Here is a 17,407-nt window from a genome sequence, read left to right as displayed (position 1 = left end):
CGCGTGCGCGAGGATGGTCGACATGCGCATCGTGGTTCTGGCCGGCGGCATCGGGGGTGCCCGGTTCCTGCTCGGCGTCCGGGCATACGCCCGCGAGGTCGGCGCGGAGGTGACCGCCGTGGTCAACGTCGGCGACGACCTGTGGCTGCACGGGTTGAAGATCTGCCCCGACCTGGACAGCGTCATGTACACGCTCGGCGGCGGCGCGGACCCGGAACGGGGCTGGGGTCGGGTCGGCGAGAGCTGGACCGTCAAGGGCGAGCTGGCCGCGTACGGGGCGCAGCCGACCTGGTTCGGCCTCGGCGACAAGGACATCGCCACCCACCTGGTCCGCTCCACCATGCTCAACGGCGGCTACCCGTTGAGCGCGGTCACCGAGGCTCTCGCCACCCGCTGGGAGCCGGGTGTGCGGCTGTTGCCGGCGACCGACGACCGGCTGGAGACCCACGCCATCGTGAGCGCGAGGAGTGAGCCGGCGAGCCCCGCAGTCGCGAACAGCACCAGCACCGCGGAGGACGACGAGGGGCAGCGGGCGATCCACTTCCAGGAGTGGTGGGTGCGCTACCGGGCGGACATCCCCACCCACCGTTTCGTCTTCGTCGGAGCGGAGACGGCGAAGCCGGCACCCGGCGTGCTGGACGCGATCGGCTCGGCGGACCTGGTGCTGGTCGCACCCAGCAATCCGGTGGTGAGCGTCGCACCGGTGCTGGCCGTACCGGGGCTGCGCGAGGCGGTGGCCGACGGCCCGGCACCGGTGGTGGGCGTCTCGCCGATCATCGGCGGCGCCCCGGTGCGGGGAATGGCCGACCGCTGCCTCGCCGTGCTCGGTGTCGAGTGCAGCGCCGCCGGGGTGGGCCGCCTCTACGGCGGTCGGAAGGCCGGCGGCCTGCTGGACGGCTGGCTGGTGGCCGAGGAGGACGCGGGCACGGTGGTGCCCGAGGTGACGGTCCGCGCGGTGCCGCTGCGGATGACCGACGAGGCGGCGACGGCGGCCATGGTCCGCGCCGCGGTGGAGTTGACGTGAGGCTGGAGATCCTGCCGGTGCTCGGCATCGGCCACGTGACCGAGGGTGACGACCTGGCGGCGGTGATCGCGACCGCCGCGCCGTGGCTGCGAAACGGCGACGTACTGGTGGTGACCAGCAAGATCGTCTCCAAGGCCGAGGGGCGGTTGGTCGATGTCCCGGCCGACGGGCCTGACCGACTCGCCGCACGCGACGAGGTCCTGGCCGGCGAGACCGCCCGGGTGGTCGCCAGCCGGGGGGCGACCCGGATCGTGCAGACCCATCACGGCTTCGTGATGGCCTCCGCCGGGATCGACGCGTCGAACGTGGACAAGACGCGGCTGGTGCTGCTGCCGGTCGACCCGGACGCCTCGGCACGGGCGCTGCGCGACGCGCTGCGGGACCGCTACGACCTGGACCTGGCTGTCATCATCAGCGACACGATGGGCAGGCCCTGGCGCAACGGCCTCACCGACGTGGCGCTCGGGGTGGCCGGAATGCCGGCCATCCGTGACCACCGGGGCGAGGTCGATCCGTACGGCAACGAGTTGCAGTTGACCCAGATGGCCGTGGTGGACGAGTTGGCGGGCGCCGGCGAGCTGATCAAGGGCAAGTGCGACCAGGTCCCCGTTGCCGTGGTGCGCGGCTATCTCTCCGCCACCAAGACGGACGACGCTGGTGGCGCGCGGGCGTTGGTCCGCGACGCCGCACAGGACCTCTTCTCGCTCGGTACCGCCGAGGCCCGCACCGCCGGGCTGGCCGACGGCGCCACCCTGGCCGATGGTCCCGGGCCGACGCCGGCGGACCCGATCGCGGTGCGACGGGCGATCGACGCGGTCGCCGGGGTGATCGCCCCCGGCACGGTCTTCACCCTGGTCGACGAGGCGGAGGTACGCGCCGGACTGGTCGCCGAGATGCCCGGGTGGCCGGACGGCGCCGACCTGGTGCTCGGCTCTCCGCCGACGCCCGTCGAGCCGATGGGCCTGGTCCGCTTCGGCGCTGACCTGCACCGACTGCGCGTCGCCCTGGCCGCCGAGGGCGTCGGGTCGACCCTGTTGCCGCCACCGCCCGGCAGCCCGGCGAGCGCCGCGCTCGCCCTGTGACAGCCGGCCGGGTCACGCTCCAGCGCAGCCCGGCGAGCGGCGCGCTCGCCCTGTGACAGCCGGTCGGGTCACGCGTCCAGCATGGCCCGGCCGAGCGGAGTCAACGTGTGCAGGACGCTGTTGCGCTCCCGGTGGCTGACCAGCAGACCGGCGTTGCGCAGCACGGTGGCGTGCTGGCTCGCCGCCGCTGGCGAGATGTTGAGCTGGCGGGCGACCTCGCCGGTGGTGCAGCCCTCGTCGCTGGCCTGCAACACCGCAGCCCTGGTGCGGCCGAGCAGCGCGGCGAGTGAGTCGCGGGCGGCACCCGACGGGGCCGCCCCGATGCGGTCGGCCGACGCCAGCCCACCCAACCGGTCCACCGGGTAGACCAGCACCGGTGGCAACGCCGGGTCGAGCAGGGCGACCGGGGTGCCCGCGCAGAAGAACGACGGCACCAGCAGCAACCCCCGGCCGTCCAGGTGCATCTCCCGGCTGTGCGGGTAGTTGCGGACTTCGAGCACCCCGTCTTCCCACCGCATCGCCGGGCGGAGGCTGGTGAGCAGGCCCGCGACCCCGCCGTCGAGCAGCGCCCGGGCCCGGCGAGCCCGGTCCGCCGCGACCGCGGCCTGGATCCGGCTCCAGTACGGGCTGATGGCCAGCGACCGGTACTGCTCCATCGACCCGGCGAGGTGGTGCAGCGCCGCCACGTCGCCCCGGGCCAGCGCGGCGGCCGAGGAGGGCAGCTGAGTTTCGGCGGCCAGCAGGCTCAGGTCCCGGTGCAGCAACTCGGTGGGGGTGTGGCGGAGCGCGTCGAGCCCGGCCTCGAAGCCGTCGACGCTGGCGTACGGGGTGAGGAAGTCGGGGAAGTAGCCACGGGGCGGGTTGAGCGCGAAGAGCAACCGGAGTTGCTCGGAGGCGGCGTCCTGACGCAGCCCCCGGGACACGGTGCGCCGCCAGTGCGCCGTCAACGGATCCCGGTTGCGGCCCTGCAGCACGTGCAGACTGAGGACCAGCTCCCAGACCGGGTCCGCCGCCGGCGCCACCCGGGTTCGGAGGATGTCCTCCCCAGAAAAGTGGATCTTCAGCATGGAGCGCTCCCGTGTCACCGGCAGGGGGATGCCGGGCGACCGTTCGACTCTACCTGGCCGGCACTATTCTCCATCTTTAAGCCTGAGCTGAAAAACCTCGACGTCTCCTGGGCCGGTTCGGCATGCTACCAATGCCCGAACACGGTGCTGGCGCGTCCTGGACGCCCCGCAGCACCTGGGCACCGGGACCGGGGAGGCCCGGTGATCGGGCGGCACCACGAGGGTCTGCGGCCCTTGCTCCGCAGAGGTGCCGTCCGGTCATCCCGCTCCCCACATCAGCGCCCGCCCAGCTCACCCGACCCAGAGCGCGACCCGGTGGTCCTCGTCGGTGACGTAGAACGGTTGTCCATCCAGCTCGGCCAGCCCCTCGACGTGGTGGAACGGCGCCAGATCCGCCACCACCGTGCCGACGAGCCGGTACGCGTCGTCCGCCGCACCGTCCGGCAACCAGAAGCGGACGTGTCGGGAATTGACGTCACCCCCGCCCGGATGCTCGTCGAGCAGCACCGACCCCTTGCCCAGAGCGTCGATCGAGCCGATCACGGCCGCGTACCCACCGTTCGACATCGGAGTGATCGCGCGGAACCCGGTCAGCTCCCCGGGCGGGGTGACCCCGGTCAGCGCGTACGCGCCCAACGCCCGAGGCCACGCCGGCTCCGCCGCGAACATGGCCGGGACATCGGCCACCTCGACCAGGATCGGCTCACCGCCCTCGGTGACCGGGAAACGCAGCCCGAGCAGCACGGTCCCGGCCGGGGTGAAGGCCGCGGCCTCCACGTTCAACGGCAGGTCGTCCGGGGCCAGCCGGCTCACCCAACTCTTCTCCCGCGCCGTCCCCCTCGCCAACGTCTCCACGATGAACCGGGCCCGCACCCGTTCCCCCGGCGGAACCAGGGTCAGCGGCGACCCGGCGAGGGCGTCGTTCAGCGCCCGGTGCAGCCGGAACGAGTTGCGCACCACGTGCACCGGCACCGGCCCGGCCGCCGCGTCGTCCTCCCGGAACCGGGCCACGAAGGCGCGCCGGGGCCGCAGCGGGCCGGCCTTCGACCCGAAGTGGGAGCCGAAGACGTACACCCAGCCGTCGTGGTGGGCGAGCGCCTCACCATCCTCGGTCCGCCCGTTCTCCGCACCGGCGTCCGCCGGCACGTGCCGGGCCGTCCACTCGCCGCCGTCCAACTCCAGCAGCAGCGCCAGGCAGCGCTCCACCGGCCCCTCGTCCAGCACCGTCCAGAAGCCCCGCCGCGCCCCGTACGCGCGCAGCAGCGCCGCCGACCGCACCGGCAGCAGATCGCTGGCCTCGTTGCCGGCCACCACGAATTCGACGAGTCGCAGGGTCACCGCGCCAGCGTACGGAGCACACGCTCGTACAGTGGCGGGGTGCCCGACACCGTGATCACCGGACCGACCGCCCACACGACCGACCCCGAGACGTACGCGGCCCTGCACGCCGACGCCACCGCGCTGCTCGAGGGCTGGCAGCCCACCAGCCCGGACGCGGCCGTCGCACGGGACCGGACCCTCCGGCTGCTCACCGCCGGCCCGGTCGCGATGAGCCGGCAGCACCGCCCCGGGCACATCACCGCGAGCGCGCTGGTGCTGGACTCCACCGGTACACGGGTGCTGCTCTGCCTACACGCCAAGTTCGGGCGCTGGGTGCAGCTCGGCGGGCACTGCGAGCCGATCGACCGGACCCTGGTCGCCGCCGCGCTCCGCGAGGCCACCGAGGAGTCCGGGATCGCCGGCCTGCGTATCGACCCGACGCCGATCGACGTGGACGTGCACACGGTGCACTGTCAGGGCGGCTCCCTGCACCACGACGTCCGGTTCGCCGTGCTCGCCCCGAACGGAGCGGTGGAGCAGGTCAGCGACGAGGCCGAGGAACTGGGCTGGTTCCCGCCGGACCACCTGCCCGAGCCGCTGGCCGGCGGGACCGTACAACTCGTCGCGCCGGCCCTCGCAGCTCTCAGACGTAGCCCTCTTCGCCCCGCTCCTTGAGCTCGTCGACCAGGCTCTTGACGTCCTGGGCCCGGTCGCGCGGGCAGACCAGCACCGCGTCCGGGGTGTCCACCACGATCAGATCGTGCAACCCGAGGACGGCCACCAACCGACCGGACTGCGGCACGACCACCAGGTCGGAGCTGTCCCGCAGCAGCACACCCGGTTTGGCGTCGGTGCCGAGCACCACGTTGCCCGCGTCGTCGGCCGGCAGCACGTCGCCCAGGGTGTGGAAGTCGCCGACGTCGTTCCAGCCGAAGTCGCCCGGCACCGTCGCGACGCGACCCGCGGTGGCCGCGCCCTCCATCACCGCGTAGTCGACGGAGATCTTCTGCAGGGTCGGCCAGATCGCACCGAGAACCTCGTCCTGCTCCGGGGTGCCCCAGGCGGCGGCGATCGCGGCGACGCCGGCATGCAGCGCCGGCTGCTGGCGGGCCAGTTCGGCGAGGAAGACGTCCACCCGCCAGACGAACATGCTCGCGTTCCAGAGGTGCCGGCCCGAACGGACGTACGCCTCGGCGACCTCGGCTACCGGCTTCTCCTTGAACTCGGCCACCGGCCGCCACGGCGCACCCTCGGTCTCCTCGCCGGTCTCCAGGTAGCCGTAGCCGGTCTCCGCCCGGGTCGGGGTGATCCCGACGGTCATCAGCATGCCCTGCTCGGCCCCGCGGACCGCCTCCTGGACCGTGCGAACCCAGCTGTCCGGGTCGCGGATCAGGTGGTCGGCGGCGAAGCTGCCCATCACCGCGTCCGGGTCGCGCGCCGCGATCACCGCGGCGGCCAACGCGATCGCCGCGCAGGAATCCCGCGGGGATGGTTCGACCAGGATGTTCTCCTCCGGCAGACCGGTCAGCTGCCGGGCCACCGCCGCGACGTGCGCGGCACCGGTGACCACAAGGGTCCGTTCCGGTGTGGTCAGCGGCGCGAGCCGCTCCACGGTCGCCTGGAGCAGCGAGGCGCTGGTGCCGGTCAGCGGATGGAGGAACTTGGGATGGCCGGCGCGGGACAACGGCCACAACCTCGTGCCGCTGCCACCTGCCGGAATAACCGCATAAAGCATCCGCACATCATGCCCGACGAACCTGACCGGAGTGGCACGGGTCACCGTCCGGGGCCCGGACGGTCACGCACGGGCGCGGCTCCAGGCGGCGATGTGCACCTCGGCGCTGGACTCCCAGGTGAACTCCTTGGCACGGTCGAACCCGGCCTTCGCCAGCGACAGCCGCCGCTGCTCGTCGTCGAGCAGAGCGGCCAGGTCGGTGCCGATCTGCTCCGGGTCCTCCGAGGTGTACGCGACCGCGTCGCCGCCCACCTCGGGCAGTGAGAGCCGGGGCGTGGTCAGCACCGGGGCGGCGCACGCCATCGCCTCGAGGATCGGCAGCCCGAACCCCTCGCCATAGGACGGATAGGCGGCGACCAGTGCGCCGCCGAGGAAGCCAGGCAGGTCGGCGTAGCGCAGGTAACCGGGGCGCAGCAGACGCAGGTGCGACGGGACCTCGGCCACCGCCCGGTCGATGTCGTCGTCGTGCCCCTGCCCACCGGCGATCACCAGGGCCGGCGGGTCAACCCGGTCCGCCACCGCACGTGCCCAACCACGGATCAGGTTGGGCACGTTCTTACGCGGCTCCTTGGCACCGAGGAAGGCGACGTAGCTGCTGTTGCCCAGCCCCAGCCGGGCGCGTACGCGGGCCTTCTCCTCCTCGGTGGGAGCGTGGAAGGCCGCCTGGTCGACACCGTGATAGGCCACGTCGATCCGTGTCGGGTCGGCGTCGAGCAACCGGATCAGCTCGTCCCGGGTGGCCTTGCTGGGCACGATCACCCGGTCCGCGCGACGCAGTGAGGTCTTGATGGCGCTGCGGAAGAACGTGCGGCGGGACTTGTCGTAGTGCTCCGGCTCGGTGAAGAACGTCGCGTCGTGCACGGTGACCGTGACCGGGCACCCGGCCCGCAGCGGGCAGGTGTAGAAGGGCGAGTGCAACACGTGCGCGCCCACCTGCTGGGCGAGCAGCGGCAGGCCGGTCTGCTCCCACGCGAGCCGCGCCGGGCGGTGCGCCACGGCGGCCGGGGCGGGGATGATCTCGGCGCCGGGCAGCATCCGGGTGTAGCGCTCCAGGTCGGTGCGGAGGCTGACCACCGCCAGCTCCACCCCCGACCCGCACACCTTGCCGAGGGCACCGAGCAGACCGTCGACATATCGACCGACACCACCACGGTCGGCGGGGACACTCGTGGCGTCGATGAGCACGCGGGGCGGGCGACCGGCGGTCACGGGGCGACTCCTTGCACTGGCGGGTCTGTGGGGAACAACACTCCGGGGGCCAAGCCTACGCCGGGGCGCGGGCCCGACGCTGACTGCGACCCGACGGTACGCCGACTTGTCATCGTCTTCGAGTACGGCCCGCAGGGGCGTATCGTTCGCGCCGATGGCCGACAACATTGCCCGGGTGTTCGCCGACGCGATCGCGACCGACCCGACCCGACCGTTGCTCACCTGGTACGACGACGCCAGCGGCGACCGCACCGAACTCTCCGGCGCCACACTGGCGAACTGGGTGGCGAAGACCGCCAACCTTCTCGTCGACGAGGTCGGCCTCGCCCCGGGCACCCCGGCCGGCGTGCTGTTGCCGCCGCACTGGCAGACCGCCGCGGTGCTGCTGGGCTGCTGGTCGGCCAAGCTGAGCGTCGTCGACACACCGGGCGACGTGGAGGTGCTCTTCGCCGCCGCCGACCGGCTGGACGAGGCGCAGTCCTGGCCGGCCGACGAGCGGTACGCCCTCGGGCTGGCCCCGCTCGCCGTACCGCTACGGCAGGTGCCGCCCGGGTTCGCCGACTACGTGGTCGAGGTACGCCGGCACGGCGACCACTTCACCCCGCAGCCCGGGCCGGGCCCCACCGACGAACAGCTGCTGACCCGCGCCGAGGCCCGTGCCGTCGAGTTGGGCATTCCTCCCGGCGCCCGGGTCCTCATCGACGCCGACCGGCACCCCGACCCGGTCGACTGGCTGCTGGCCCCGCTGACCCGGGCCGCCACCGTCGTTCTCTGCGCCAACCTGGCCCAGGGCAAGCTGCCCACCCGCCTGACCACGGAGAAAGTCACCCACTCTCTCCCGTGACCCACCCGCGGTGCCCATCCGGCGTCCGGCGGCGTCGAGGGCCTGCGGGTGTGCCCCGCGCCACGCAGGAACTGTCAGGCGGGAGTGCTGTCGGTGACTCGGCGTCGGGCGAGGGCGGCGAAGGCCGTGAGGGACTCGGGGTTGGCCAGGGCGCCCTTTGCGGCGGCCTGGTCGACCGGGGTGCCGGTGAGGATCTTCTTGACCGGGACCTCCAGCTTCTTCGCCGACAGGGTGCGGGGCACTGAGCGCACCTGGTGGATCTCGTCGGGCACGTGTCGAGGCGACAGCGCGGTCCGCAGTTCACGGCAGATCTTGGCGCGCATCGGGTCGTCCAACTCCAGGCCCTCGGCCAGCACCACGAAGAGCAGCAGCTCACCGGCGCCGCCCTCGTCGTCCTCCAGGTGTACGACGACCGAGTCGAGCACCTCGTCCAGCCCTTCGACCACGGAGTAGAACTCGGCGGTGCCCAGCCGCACCCCGCCCCGGTTGAGCGTGGCGTCGGAGCGCCCGGTGATCACGCAGCCGCCCCGCTCGTTGATGGTGATCCAGTCGCCGTGCCGCCAGACGCCCGGGTAGACGTCGAAGTAGGCCTCCCGGTAGCGGGTGCCGTCCGGGTCGTTCCAGAAGCCCACCGGCATGCTCGGCATCGGCTCGGTGATCACCAGCTCGCCCAGCTCGCCGATGACCGGGGTGCCGTCGGCGGAGCGGGCCTCCACCTTCGCGCCCAACGCCCGGCAGGCGATCTCACCGGCGTACACCGGCAGCAGCGGCACCCCGCCGACGAACCCGGTGCACACGTCGGTGCCGCCGGAGAGCGACTGGAGCTGGACGCTGTCGCCGACGGTCTCGTACACCCAGTGGAAACCCTCGGCGGGCAGTGGCGCACCGGTGGAACCCACGCCGCGCAGCGCTGACAGGTCGGCGACGTCCCGGGGCACCAACCCGGCCTTGCGGCACGCCAACAGGAAGGGCGCGGAGGTGCCGAAGTACGTGGTGCCGGTCTCCGCCGCCAGCCGCCACAACCCGCCGAGGTCGGGCTCAGCCGGCCAGCCGGGCTCCGCGCGGACCCCCGGGTTGCCGTCGAAGAGCACGATGGTCGCGCCCACCGCCGGGCCGGAGACCAGGAAGTTCCACATCATCCAGCCGGTGGTGGTGAACCAGAAGAACCGGTCGGCCGGGCCCAGGTCGTGGTGCAGGGCGAGCATCTTGAGGTGTTCCAGCAGGATGCCGCCGTGGCCGTGCACGATCGGCTTGGGCAGCCCGGTGGTGCCCGAGGAGTACAGCACGTACAGCGGGTGGTCGAACGGCACCGGCGTGAACACCAGCGGCTCGTCGGTGGGTGCGGCCAGGTCGGCCCAGCCCAGCGCGCTGTCGGGCTCGGCCTTCATTCGGTCCGAAGCGCCGCCTAGCGGCGCGGAGGCCGAATTATGGCCGTCGGCGCCCACCGGGTCCAGGTAGCCGATGCTGACAGTGTGCCGCACCGACGGCAGGGCGGCCCGGATCGCGGCGACCTCGGCACGCCGGTCCACCGGCTTGTCGCCGTACCGGTAGCCGTCGACGGCGACCAGCACGGTCGGCTCGATCTGCTGCCAGCGGTCCGTGACGCTGCGGGTGCCGAACTCGGGCGCGCAGGACGAGAAGACCGCCCCCAGGCTGGCCGTGGCCAGCAGCAGGACGTACGTCTCTCCGATGTTCGGGGCGTACGCCGCCACCCGGTCACCGGCGGTGACGCCGAGCCGGCGCAGACCGGCCGACACCCGGCGGACCTGCTCGCGCAACTCTCCGGCGGTCAGTGTGACCGGTGGCCGCGTCTGCCCGTGCGCGATCACCACCGGGTCGTCGTCGACACGCCCGGGCATCCGCAGCACGTTCTCCGCGTAGTTCAGCGTGGCCCCGGGGAACCAGCGCGCGCCGGGCATCCCCCGCTGGGCCAGGGTGGCGGTCGGCGGGGTGTGCGCGACCACCTCGAAGTGGTCCCAGATCGAACGCCAGAACCCGTCCAGGTCGGTGGTGGACCAGCGCCACAGCGCGTCGTAGTCGGCGAAGTCCAGCCCTCGGTGCTCCCGCAACCAGTGCAGGTAGCCGCCGATCCGGGACCGCTCGAGTACGTCCGCCGGCGGCGTCCACAGCATGTCACCCACTGCTCCACCCTCCCCTGGCCCGGCACGACACTGTGAATGGGCCGTGGCGCCATCTTGCCCTACCTCGAAGCGCCATTCTGCGCACCGGGTCCACCAACCGACGCGTGCCCGACCCACACTCCACCCCGCCTACCCATGTGGTTCAGCCGGCGCGGTGGGCCTGGATGGCCCGGCGTCGAGCCAGGCGGTGCGCGCGACGGATCTCCGCCTCCCGGTACCGGCGCTCGTCCTCCGCCGTCTCCGGCAGCACCGGACGCACCACCCGCGGCGCCCCACCCACGTCCACCCCGACGAAGACCAGGTACGCGGTGGCCACCCGGACCGGCGCGTCCTCGGCCGAGTCCCATCGCTCGGCGACCACCCGCACGCCCACCTCCATCGAGGTCTGACCGGTCCAGTTGACCTGCGCGTGCGCGTGCACGAGGTCGCCGACCCGGACCGCCTCGGAGAAGACGATCTCGTCGATCGCCGCGGTCACCGCCGTTCCGCCGCTGTGCCGGGCAGCGGCGGCCCCGGCCACGTCGTCGACGAACTTCATCAGAACCCCGCCGTGCACGGTGCCGTAGAGGTTGACGTCCACGGCCGTCATGATCTTGCTCAACGTGACGCGCGAGTACGACGTCGGCTTGCCGATCGGAGGGGTGGAGAGGTGCTCAGTCATGCCGAAAACGGTACGGTGCGCGGATGCGACATCTCTGGAGCTTCCTCGCCGGGCTGGTGGTGGCGCCCATCACCTGGGTGCTGGTCACGCTGGGGCAGGACGGGTCGAGCCGGACGGTCGACCGCTGGGTGGAGATCGGCACCTTCAACACCGCCAACCTGATCGAGCCGGCCGTTTACGTCGGTGTCGGCGGTGTCCTGCTGGGTCTGCTCGGCACACTGCGCGTCTCGCCGCTGGGCCCGCTGGTGGCCGGGCTGCTGCTGGTCACCCCGTACGTCGGGATGTTCGTGGCGCCGTTGGAGGTGCGGGACGCGATCCCGCACGAGTGGAAGGTGTTCGGCGACCCGCTGCCGCTGCGGCTTCCGGTGGAGAACGGCACCCTCTTCCTGATCGGCCTGCTGCTGCTGGTGGCGGCATTCAGCAGGCAACGCTGGCAGCAGTGGCCGCGTCCGGTGACCGAGCCGGTCACCGCGCCGGCAACAGCGGGCGGCCCTCGGACCGACGAGTTCACCCTGACCGACTGGCCGCCCACCGAGCCCGCCGAGCGCGATGCCGCCTCGCCCACCCTCGGTTACCCGGCCGATCCGACCCCGACCGAACCGCTGCCCCGCCGGGTGGCCGGCGAGTCGCCCTGGTCCGCGCCGCCGCGCGGCCAGCCGCGTCCCGAGGACACCACCGAGATCCGTTGATCGTGGGGCGGGCCGGGTGACCGGCCCGCCCCCAAACCGGAGCCCACCGGGCGCGGTGGACGGGCCGCGCTAGTGCAGTGCGACGGCCAGGTCCGCATCGACGTCGCCCAGGTCGGCGCGAGGCACGACGAGGAGCATGACCAGCGTCGCGGCGGCCATTCCGCCCGCGATGACGATCGCCATCGGTACGCTCCCGGTGCCGAACAGGCCCGCCAGCGGCGCCGACAACGCACCGATGCCGAACTGCACGGCACCGAGCAGCGCCGCCGCGGTGCCAGCGGCCTCGCTGTGCCGGCTCATGGCCAGCGCCGGGGCGTTGGGCAGGGCCAGGCCGGCGGCGGCCAGGACGAGCCACAGCGACGCGAGCAGAGTGCCCAGGCCACCGAAACCGGTCGCGGCGAACATGATCAGCAGGAGCCCGGCCGCGGTCCCGGCGATCAGGGCACTGCTGAGGATCTGCTGCGGGGTGTAGCGGCGCAGCAGCCGGACGTTGAACTGGGTGGCTCCGATCAGGCCCACGGCGCCGGCTCCGAAGGCCAGGCCGAACTGCTGCTCGTCGAGGCCGTACTCCTGCTGGAGCACGAACGACGACCCGGAGACGTACGCGAACAGGGCCGCCATCGCCAGCCCGGCGACCAGCACGAGGCCGACGAACGCCCGGTCGTTGAGCAGACCCCGGTAGTCGCGCAGGGTGGCGCCCACCCCGCCGTGACGCCGACGCGCCACCGGAAGGGTCTCCGGGAGCCGGAAAGCGGCTACGACGATCAGCAGCGCGCCGAGCACCGCCAGTGCCGCGAAGACGCCCCGCCACTCGGTCCAGCGCAGCAGACCGCTGCCCAGGGTCGGGGCGAGAATCGGCGCCAGGCCCATGACGAGCATCAGGCGGGAGAAGATCCGGGCGAAGGAGGCACCGCTGAACAGGTCGCGGACGACGGCCGTGGCGACCACGGTGGCGGCCGCGACGCCGAGCCCCTGCAGCACACGCAGCGCGCCGAGCACGGCGATGTTGGGTGCGAAGACGCACAGCACGGATGCCACGATGTGCGCGGCCAACCCGGCCAGCAGCGGCAGACGCCGGCCGACCACGTCGGAGAGCGGCCCGATCAGCAACTGGCCCAACGCGAGACCGACCAGCGTGCCGGTCAGCGTCAACTGCACCGCGGTCTCGGTGGTCTGCAGAGCCGTCGTGATGGCGGGCAGGGCCGGCAGGTACATGTCGATGGTCAGGGGGCCGATCGCGATCAGCGCGCCCAGCACGAGGACGAGCTGTACCCGCTGACGGTTGGTCATCAGGTCACCGGGCAGCTCTTCTTCGGTCGTACCCGGGTTTCCCACGCGGGTGCCCGATCCGGTCTTGTCCACCAGCTGCTTCATCATCTCGATCTCTCTGCGGGAGCTTGGGCGTCGTCACGGCGTGTGCGCAGCCACGGATGCGGGCGGCACGGTGTGGGGTGCCCGACGATGGGCAGCGGAAAAGGGTCGAGACGGGTTGGCCGGATGAACCGATCATCCGGTGGTGATTCTCTCGCTCGCCAACGCTCAGAAGCCGGACGACGTTCCCGGTGTGTGGGGAGTCACGCCGCGTCGAACACGGGCAGACGGAGGGCGGGGACCGATGCCGGTCCCCGCCTCCGCCCGATCACCGGAGGCCGAAGGCTCGGGTGATGCTCTGCTCGACGCTGTTCCCCCGGGCGTCCCGGGCCGTGGTGCGCAGGGTGACGAAACCTGCCGTACGCGGGGCGTCGATCCGGGTACGCCAACCGTCGCCCTTGTGCTGGAGCTTGGCATGGTGCCAGGTGGCGCCGTCGTCGTACGACACGTCCAGCGTCACCGTGCGGATCGCGGACGCCTCGGTCGCCGTCGGCAGGTGCAGCGCGGTGACGGTGAGCTCGGCGTTGCGCTTCGCCTTGCCGTCGAGATCGGTGTCGACGGCGTAGTCGAGCTGGATCAGGGACGGTTCCCACCACAGGACGCCGGGGCTGATCCTGCCGGAGGTGAAGCCCCATTCCGTCCTGGTGGCGGTGGAGTACGGCCCGGCCCAGGCGTCCCGCTTGTTCTCCGACACGAGTCGGTACGGCAGCGGTTCCGGGCTGAGGACTTCGCTGCTCAACATCGGCTGGTAACGGTTGGCCTCGCCGACGAGCTTGTTGCCCTGGTAGAGCCGCAGGGTGTTGTCGACGGCCTGGCTGTTGAGGGTGCTGCCCTCGTGCGCGGTGCCCGAGTCGCCCCAACCGGGGATCAGTGCGGAGATCGCGTCACCGTCCCCCCGGAAGACGGTGCTGGTCGTCAGCAGCCGGGGCCGTTGCACCGGGCCGAACCACCGCTCCTCCTGGACCGAGCCGGCGCGGTAGGTGGTGGGTGCCGTCTGCTGGGACTGCTCGTCCGGCAGCGTGACGTTCGTGGTCCACCGCGTCCCGGCGGTGACCCAGTCGGTGCGTTCGCCGCGCGCCGGGACCTCGTGGAATTCGAGGCCGGTCGACGAGCCCGACGCGGTGACACCGGTGCGAGTCTCCACGGCCCGGCCGGGACGCCAGTTGCGCAGGGACATGTCGACTCGCGCCAGGTCGCGCGGGGTGACCCGCTGGGCAAGGTCCGCCGGGATGGCGCCGGTGTAGTCGCGGATCAGGTCGTAGACGTACTCGGTGGTCGGGTGGGAGGTGACGTCGAGCCGGACCCGCTTCTCGCGCTTGATCCGGGCGATCAGCTGCTCGCCCTCGTCCCGGGTGAGGGTCGTCACGGTGACCGGCGGTGGGTCCTGTGGTGCCCACACCGAACCCGGCCACGGTGCGAGGCGCCCGGTGCCGTCGTTTACCACGAGCAGGAGACGGGCACCGGCGGACGCCGCAGCAGCAGCCTGCTTCTCCAGGGGTACGGCGTCGTTGCGGCGCACCACGGCGGCCTTGCCACGGGCGTTCAGCTTGGCGTACCCGCTGCTGCCGCCGTCGCCGGCGAACACCGCGTCGAGGTGATGCTCACCCCGGGGCAGCGGCGTTCCGGCCCGCTGTACCCGCAGGTCGTCATAGTCACGGCCGCCGGCCGCCACCGTCAGGGCGGGCTGCACCGTGCGCCACTGGGTGCTGAAGCTGAACGTGCCCTTCGTGACCCTGCGGTCGGTGGGCAGCACCCAGACGCTGTCGTACGAGGAGTCCGTCAACCACCCGTCGGTCCAGACGTTGCCGCCGAAGTCGCGAGACACTTCGATGCGGGCACCGTCCACGGTCGAGTCTTGCGGCGTGCTCACCGTGACCCGGCGGGCCTTGGTCGCGTCGAAATCGACGGTACGGTCCTGGTCGAGGTTGATCTCCGGTACCGGCAGCACGCCGAGCCCTCGCGAGTTCGGCCCGTTCGCGCCCTCGACCTCGGTCTTGAGCCACGCCGCGTACGTGCCCGCGGGAATCCGCAGCTCCAGGGTGCCGGTGGCGTCGATCTGCTGCTGCAGGACGGTGTTGTCCTGCCCGAGCAGGAGGAGATCTCCACCGGTCGGTTTGCCACTGCGGTCCTTGGCCTTGAAGGTGAGGAGGTGGCGCACGCCCTCACGACCGACGGCGAGCGCGGTACGGGTGCGGACCGCGCCGGAGGCATCGGTGGCGGTGAGGAAGCCCGCGAAGGGGCTGTCGGCCGGTACGCGGTCGAAGTCCGTGGCCACGGTCACCGAGGTGACGCCGCGCGCCGGGACGGTGATCTGCCGGGACGACAGGGTGAAGAGGTTCTCCGGGCCACCGTCGACGGTCGCCGCGAGGTCGAGGGTGACAGCGTTGTCACTGAGGTTCGTGTAACGGACCTCCCGTTCGACCGCGCCCTCGGGGGCGGTCGGCCACTCGGGGTAGCCGAAGTCCGCGCTGGTGGTGGCGACGACGGACGCGGCCGTGGTCGCGGCGATGTCCAGGCGGCCGTTGCCGCCCTGGTACGGGTTGAGCCCACCGACCGCCTTCGCGGTGCTGACCAGGGCTTCCTTGAGCTGCTTCCCGGTGAAGTCGGGATGTTGGGCGGCCAGCAGCGCGGCGGCGCCCGCGACGTGCGGGGATGCCATCGAGGTGCCGTCGCCGAGGCGGTACCAGCCTTCGCCGGCGGAGTCCTGGGAGCGGGCGGCCAGGATGCCGACACCGGGGGCGGTGAGGTCGGGCTTGAGGGCCCGATCGCCGATCCGCGGGCCCTGGCTGGAGAACATGGCGAGGGTGTCGTTGCCGTCGACGGCGCCGACGGTCAGCGCGGCGTCCGCGGTACCGGGGGTGCCGACCGTGTATGTGCCGGGACCGGCGTTACCGGCAGAGACGACGAACAGCGCCCCGGTCTCTTCGCTGAGCTCGTTGAGCGCCACACTCATCGGGTCGGTGCCGTCGGTGGGGTCGGCGCCGAGGCTCATGTTGACGATCTTGGCGTGCTGGTCGCGCACGGCCCACTCCATGCCGCTGATGATCCACGATTCCTGGCCGGCGTTGTCGTCGCCGATGACCTTGCCGACGTGCAGCCGCACGCCCGGGGCGACGCCCTTCTCCTTGCCGTCCGAGGCCGCGCCGGTGCCGGCGAGGGTGGAGGCGACGTGCGTGCCGTGGCCGTAGACGTCCTTCACCGTCTGCCCGGGAACGAAGGACTCGGTGGCGGCGATCTGGCCGGCGAAGTCGGGGTGGTTGGTGTCGATGCCGCTGTCCAGGACGGCGACGTCGACACCCTTGCCGGTGTTCCCGGCCGCCCAGACCTGGGGGGCACCGACCTGCGCGGTGCTGTCGGCGAGGTCGGCCTCCACCTTGCCGTCCAGCCAGATCTTGGCGATGCCGCCGCCGAGCGCGAGCTGGTTGCCGGTGGAACGGGCGGTCATCTCCCCGCCGCCGGTGATCGAGGACCAGAAGGCGTCCGAGCGGTCGACGTTCAGTGCGTCGCCCTGGATGCTGTCCAGCCTGCGGACGTCGCGGGCGCCCGCGGGTGCCGAGGCGCCACGGGAACGGGCGGCGGCGGTGCTGTAGGTGACGATCAGCGGGAGCTGGTCGCGCTGCGCGTCGTCGTACCCGTCCGCCAGCAGCTCCGAGATGTTGAACAACTGCTTGTCGAGCAGCCCGGCGCTCACGTACGGCAGCACGCCGTGCGGATAGACGTAGGTGTCCCCTCCTTCCCTGGACGAGGTGAACCCGGTCAGTCGCCCCTCGGTGTCCCGCACCTGAGGACTGAGGCTTCCGTCCGCCGACCTGGTGGCGGTGACCTTTTCACCGGTGATCAGGGTGACGGTCGGGGTGCTCGCAGGAGCCGGCGGCGCGGCCGAGGCGACGGAGGGTGGGGTCGGGGGGGCAGCGGGTCCGGCCGAGGCCAGGGCGGGCGACGGGGCGAGCACCGCGAGCGCGGTGCACAGCGCTATCGGCCCGCGTCCGCGAAGACGTGGAGGTAGCAACACGTTTCCTCAAGTTGATCAACAAGGCAGGGCGGATCCTAATGTTCCGGCTATTTGTTTCGGCAATGGATCTTGGCTGTTTCCCGATGAGTGAGGCGGCCGCAACCCGCCAGAGCCACGGTCGGCGATCGGCGCTGCCCACGGCTGACCCGGGCCGCGCCGGACGAAGGCCACCGACCGGCTCGTCCGCCCGCCAACGCCTGAGGGCGTACGGCGTTCCCGGGTGCGCGGGTGATGCAGTCACATGACTGACGC

Annotated in this window: 13 protein-coding genes; 5 read left to right on the top strand and 8 right to left on the bottom strand. The window is 72.2% G+C overall.

Translation table 11 applies throughout. The annotated features are described in order from the left end of the window. Nucleotides 1-22 precede the first annotated feature (22 nt). Both cofD and ACQEUX_RS32190 read left to right on the top strand, forming a co-directional pair. On the top strand, nucleotides 23-1,024 hold the full coding sequence (gene cofD / locus ACQEUX_RS32195) for a 2-phospho-L-lactate transferase (protein ID WP_433056478.1): 1,002 nt from the start codon (nucleotides 23-25) through the stop codon (nucleotides 1,022-1,024). Next, nucleotides 1,021-2,106, top strand: coding sequence for a coenzyme F420-0:L-glutamate ligase (locus ACQEUX_RS32190; RefSeq protein WP_433056476.1), 1,086 nt, complete (start codon nucleotides 1,021-1,023; stop codon nucleotides 2,104-2,106). The genes cofD and ACQEUX_RS32190 overlap by 4 nt, the downstream gene beginning before the upstream one ends. A 68-nt stretch (nucleotides 2,107-2,174) precedes the next feature. Here ACQEUX_RS32190 and ACQEUX_RS32185 read toward each other — a convergent pair whose 3' ends face one another. Both ACQEUX_RS32185 and ACQEUX_RS32180 read right to left on the bottom strand, forming a co-directional pair. Continuing rightward, entirely contained in the window at nucleotides 2,175-3,173 is a 999-nt protein-coding gene (locus ACQEUX_RS32185; RefSeq protein ID WP_433056474.1) for a winged helix-turn-helix domain-containing protein, read from the bottom strand. Nucleotides 3,174-3,464: 291 nt separating this feature from the next. Beyond that, entirely contained in the window at nucleotides 3,465-4,511 is a 1,047-nt protein-coding gene (locus ACQEUX_RS32180) for a hypothetical protein (protein ID WP_433056472.1), read from the bottom strand. Nucleotides 4,512-4,550: 39 nt separating this feature from the next. Between ACQEUX_RS32180 and ACQEUX_RS32175 the strand changes: the two genes are divergently transcribed. Further along, nucleotides 4,551-5,168 carry an NUDIX hydrolase gene (locus ACQEUX_RS32175; RefSeq protein WP_433056470.1) on the top strand — a complete coding sequence of 206 codons (618 nt, stop codon included), beginning with the start codon at nucleotides 4,551-4,553 and terminating at the stop codon, nucleotides 5,166-5,168. Here ACQEUX_RS32175 and ACQEUX_RS32170 read toward each other — a convergent pair. After that, nucleotides 5,137-6,228, bottom strand: coding sequence for a mannose-1-phosphate guanylyltransferase (locus ACQEUX_RS32170; protein WP_433056468.1), 1,092 nt, complete (start codon nucleotides 6,226-6,228; stop codon nucleotides 5,137-5,139). The two genes, ACQEUX_RS32175 and ACQEUX_RS32170, sit on opposite strands and share 32 nt — an antisense overlap. Before the next feature lie 63 nt (nucleotides 6,229-6,291). Beyond that, nucleotides 6,292-7,437: a glycosyltransferase family 4 protein gene (locus ACQEUX_RS32165; protein ID WP_433056466.1), complete on the bottom strand. Its 1,146-nt coding sequence runs from the start codon at nucleotides 7,435-7,437 to the stop codon at nucleotides 6,292-6,294. A gap of 154 nt (nucleotides 7,438-7,591) precedes the next feature. On the opposite strand from ACQEUX_RS32165, the gene ACQEUX_RS32160 reads away from it, so the two are divergent. Continuing rightward, a complete protein-coding gene (locus tag ACQEUX_RS32160; RefSeq protein ID WP_433056464.1) occupies nucleotides 7,592-8,281 on the top strand; it encodes a TIGR03089 family protein in 690 nt (229 codons plus the stop codon). A 74-nt stretch (nucleotides 8,282-8,355) separates the two neighbouring features. Here ACQEUX_RS32160 and ACQEUX_RS32155 read toward each other — a convergent pair whose 3' ends face one another. Then, nucleotides 8,356-10,413 carry an acetoacetate--CoA ligase gene (locus ACQEUX_RS32155; RefSeq protein WP_433057297.1) on the bottom strand — a complete coding sequence of 686 codons (2,058 nt, stop codon included), beginning with the start codon at nucleotides 10,411-10,413 and terminating at the stop codon, nucleotides 8,356-8,358. Nucleotides 10,414-10,564: 151 nt separating this feature from the next. Continuing rightward, nucleotides 10,565-11,083, bottom strand: a complete 519-nt coding sequence (locus ACQEUX_RS32150; protein ID WP_433056462.1) for an acyl-CoA thioesterase — start codon at nucleotides 11,081-11,083, stop codon at nucleotides 10,565-10,567. A gap of 23 nt (nucleotides 11,084-11,106) precedes the next feature. Here ACQEUX_RS32150 and ACQEUX_RS32145 point away from each other — a divergent pair, with 23 nt between their 5' ends. Continuing rightward, nucleotides 11,107-11,772, top strand: a complete 666-nt coding sequence (locus tag ACQEUX_RS32145) for a hypothetical protein (protein WP_433056460.1) — start codon at nucleotides 11,107-11,109, stop codon at nucleotides 11,770-11,772. Nucleotides 11,773-11,841: 69 nt separating this feature from the next. Here the strand turns inward: ACQEUX_RS32145 and ACQEUX_RS32140 are convergent, their stop codons facing one another. Both ACQEUX_RS32140 and ACQEUX_RS32135 read right to left on the bottom strand, forming a co-directional pair. Further along, complete coding sequence (locus ACQEUX_RS32140; protein WP_433057295.1) at nucleotides 11,842-13,062, bottom strand: multidrug effflux MFS transporter; 1,221 nt, start codon at nucleotides 13,060-13,062, stop codon at nucleotides 11,842-11,844. A gap of 349 nt (nucleotides 13,063-13,411) precedes the next feature. After that, a complete protein-coding gene (locus tag ACQEUX_RS32135) occupies nucleotides 13,412-16,924 on the bottom strand; it encodes a S8 family serine peptidase (RefSeq protein ID WP_433056458.1) in 3,513 nt (1,170 codons plus the stop codon). Nucleotides 16,925-17,407 lie beyond the last annotated feature (483 nt).

Origin of the sequence: Micromonospora sp. CA-259024 (assembly GCF_050936255.1) — a bacterium.
In the GTDB taxonomy this organism is placed as follows: domain Bacteria; phylum Actinomycetota; class Actinomycetes; order Mycobacteriales; family Micromonosporaceae; genus Micromonospora.
The sequence above is the reverse complement of the archived record's forward strand: the minus strand, read 5'-3'. Positions and strand labels throughout refer to the sequence as shown.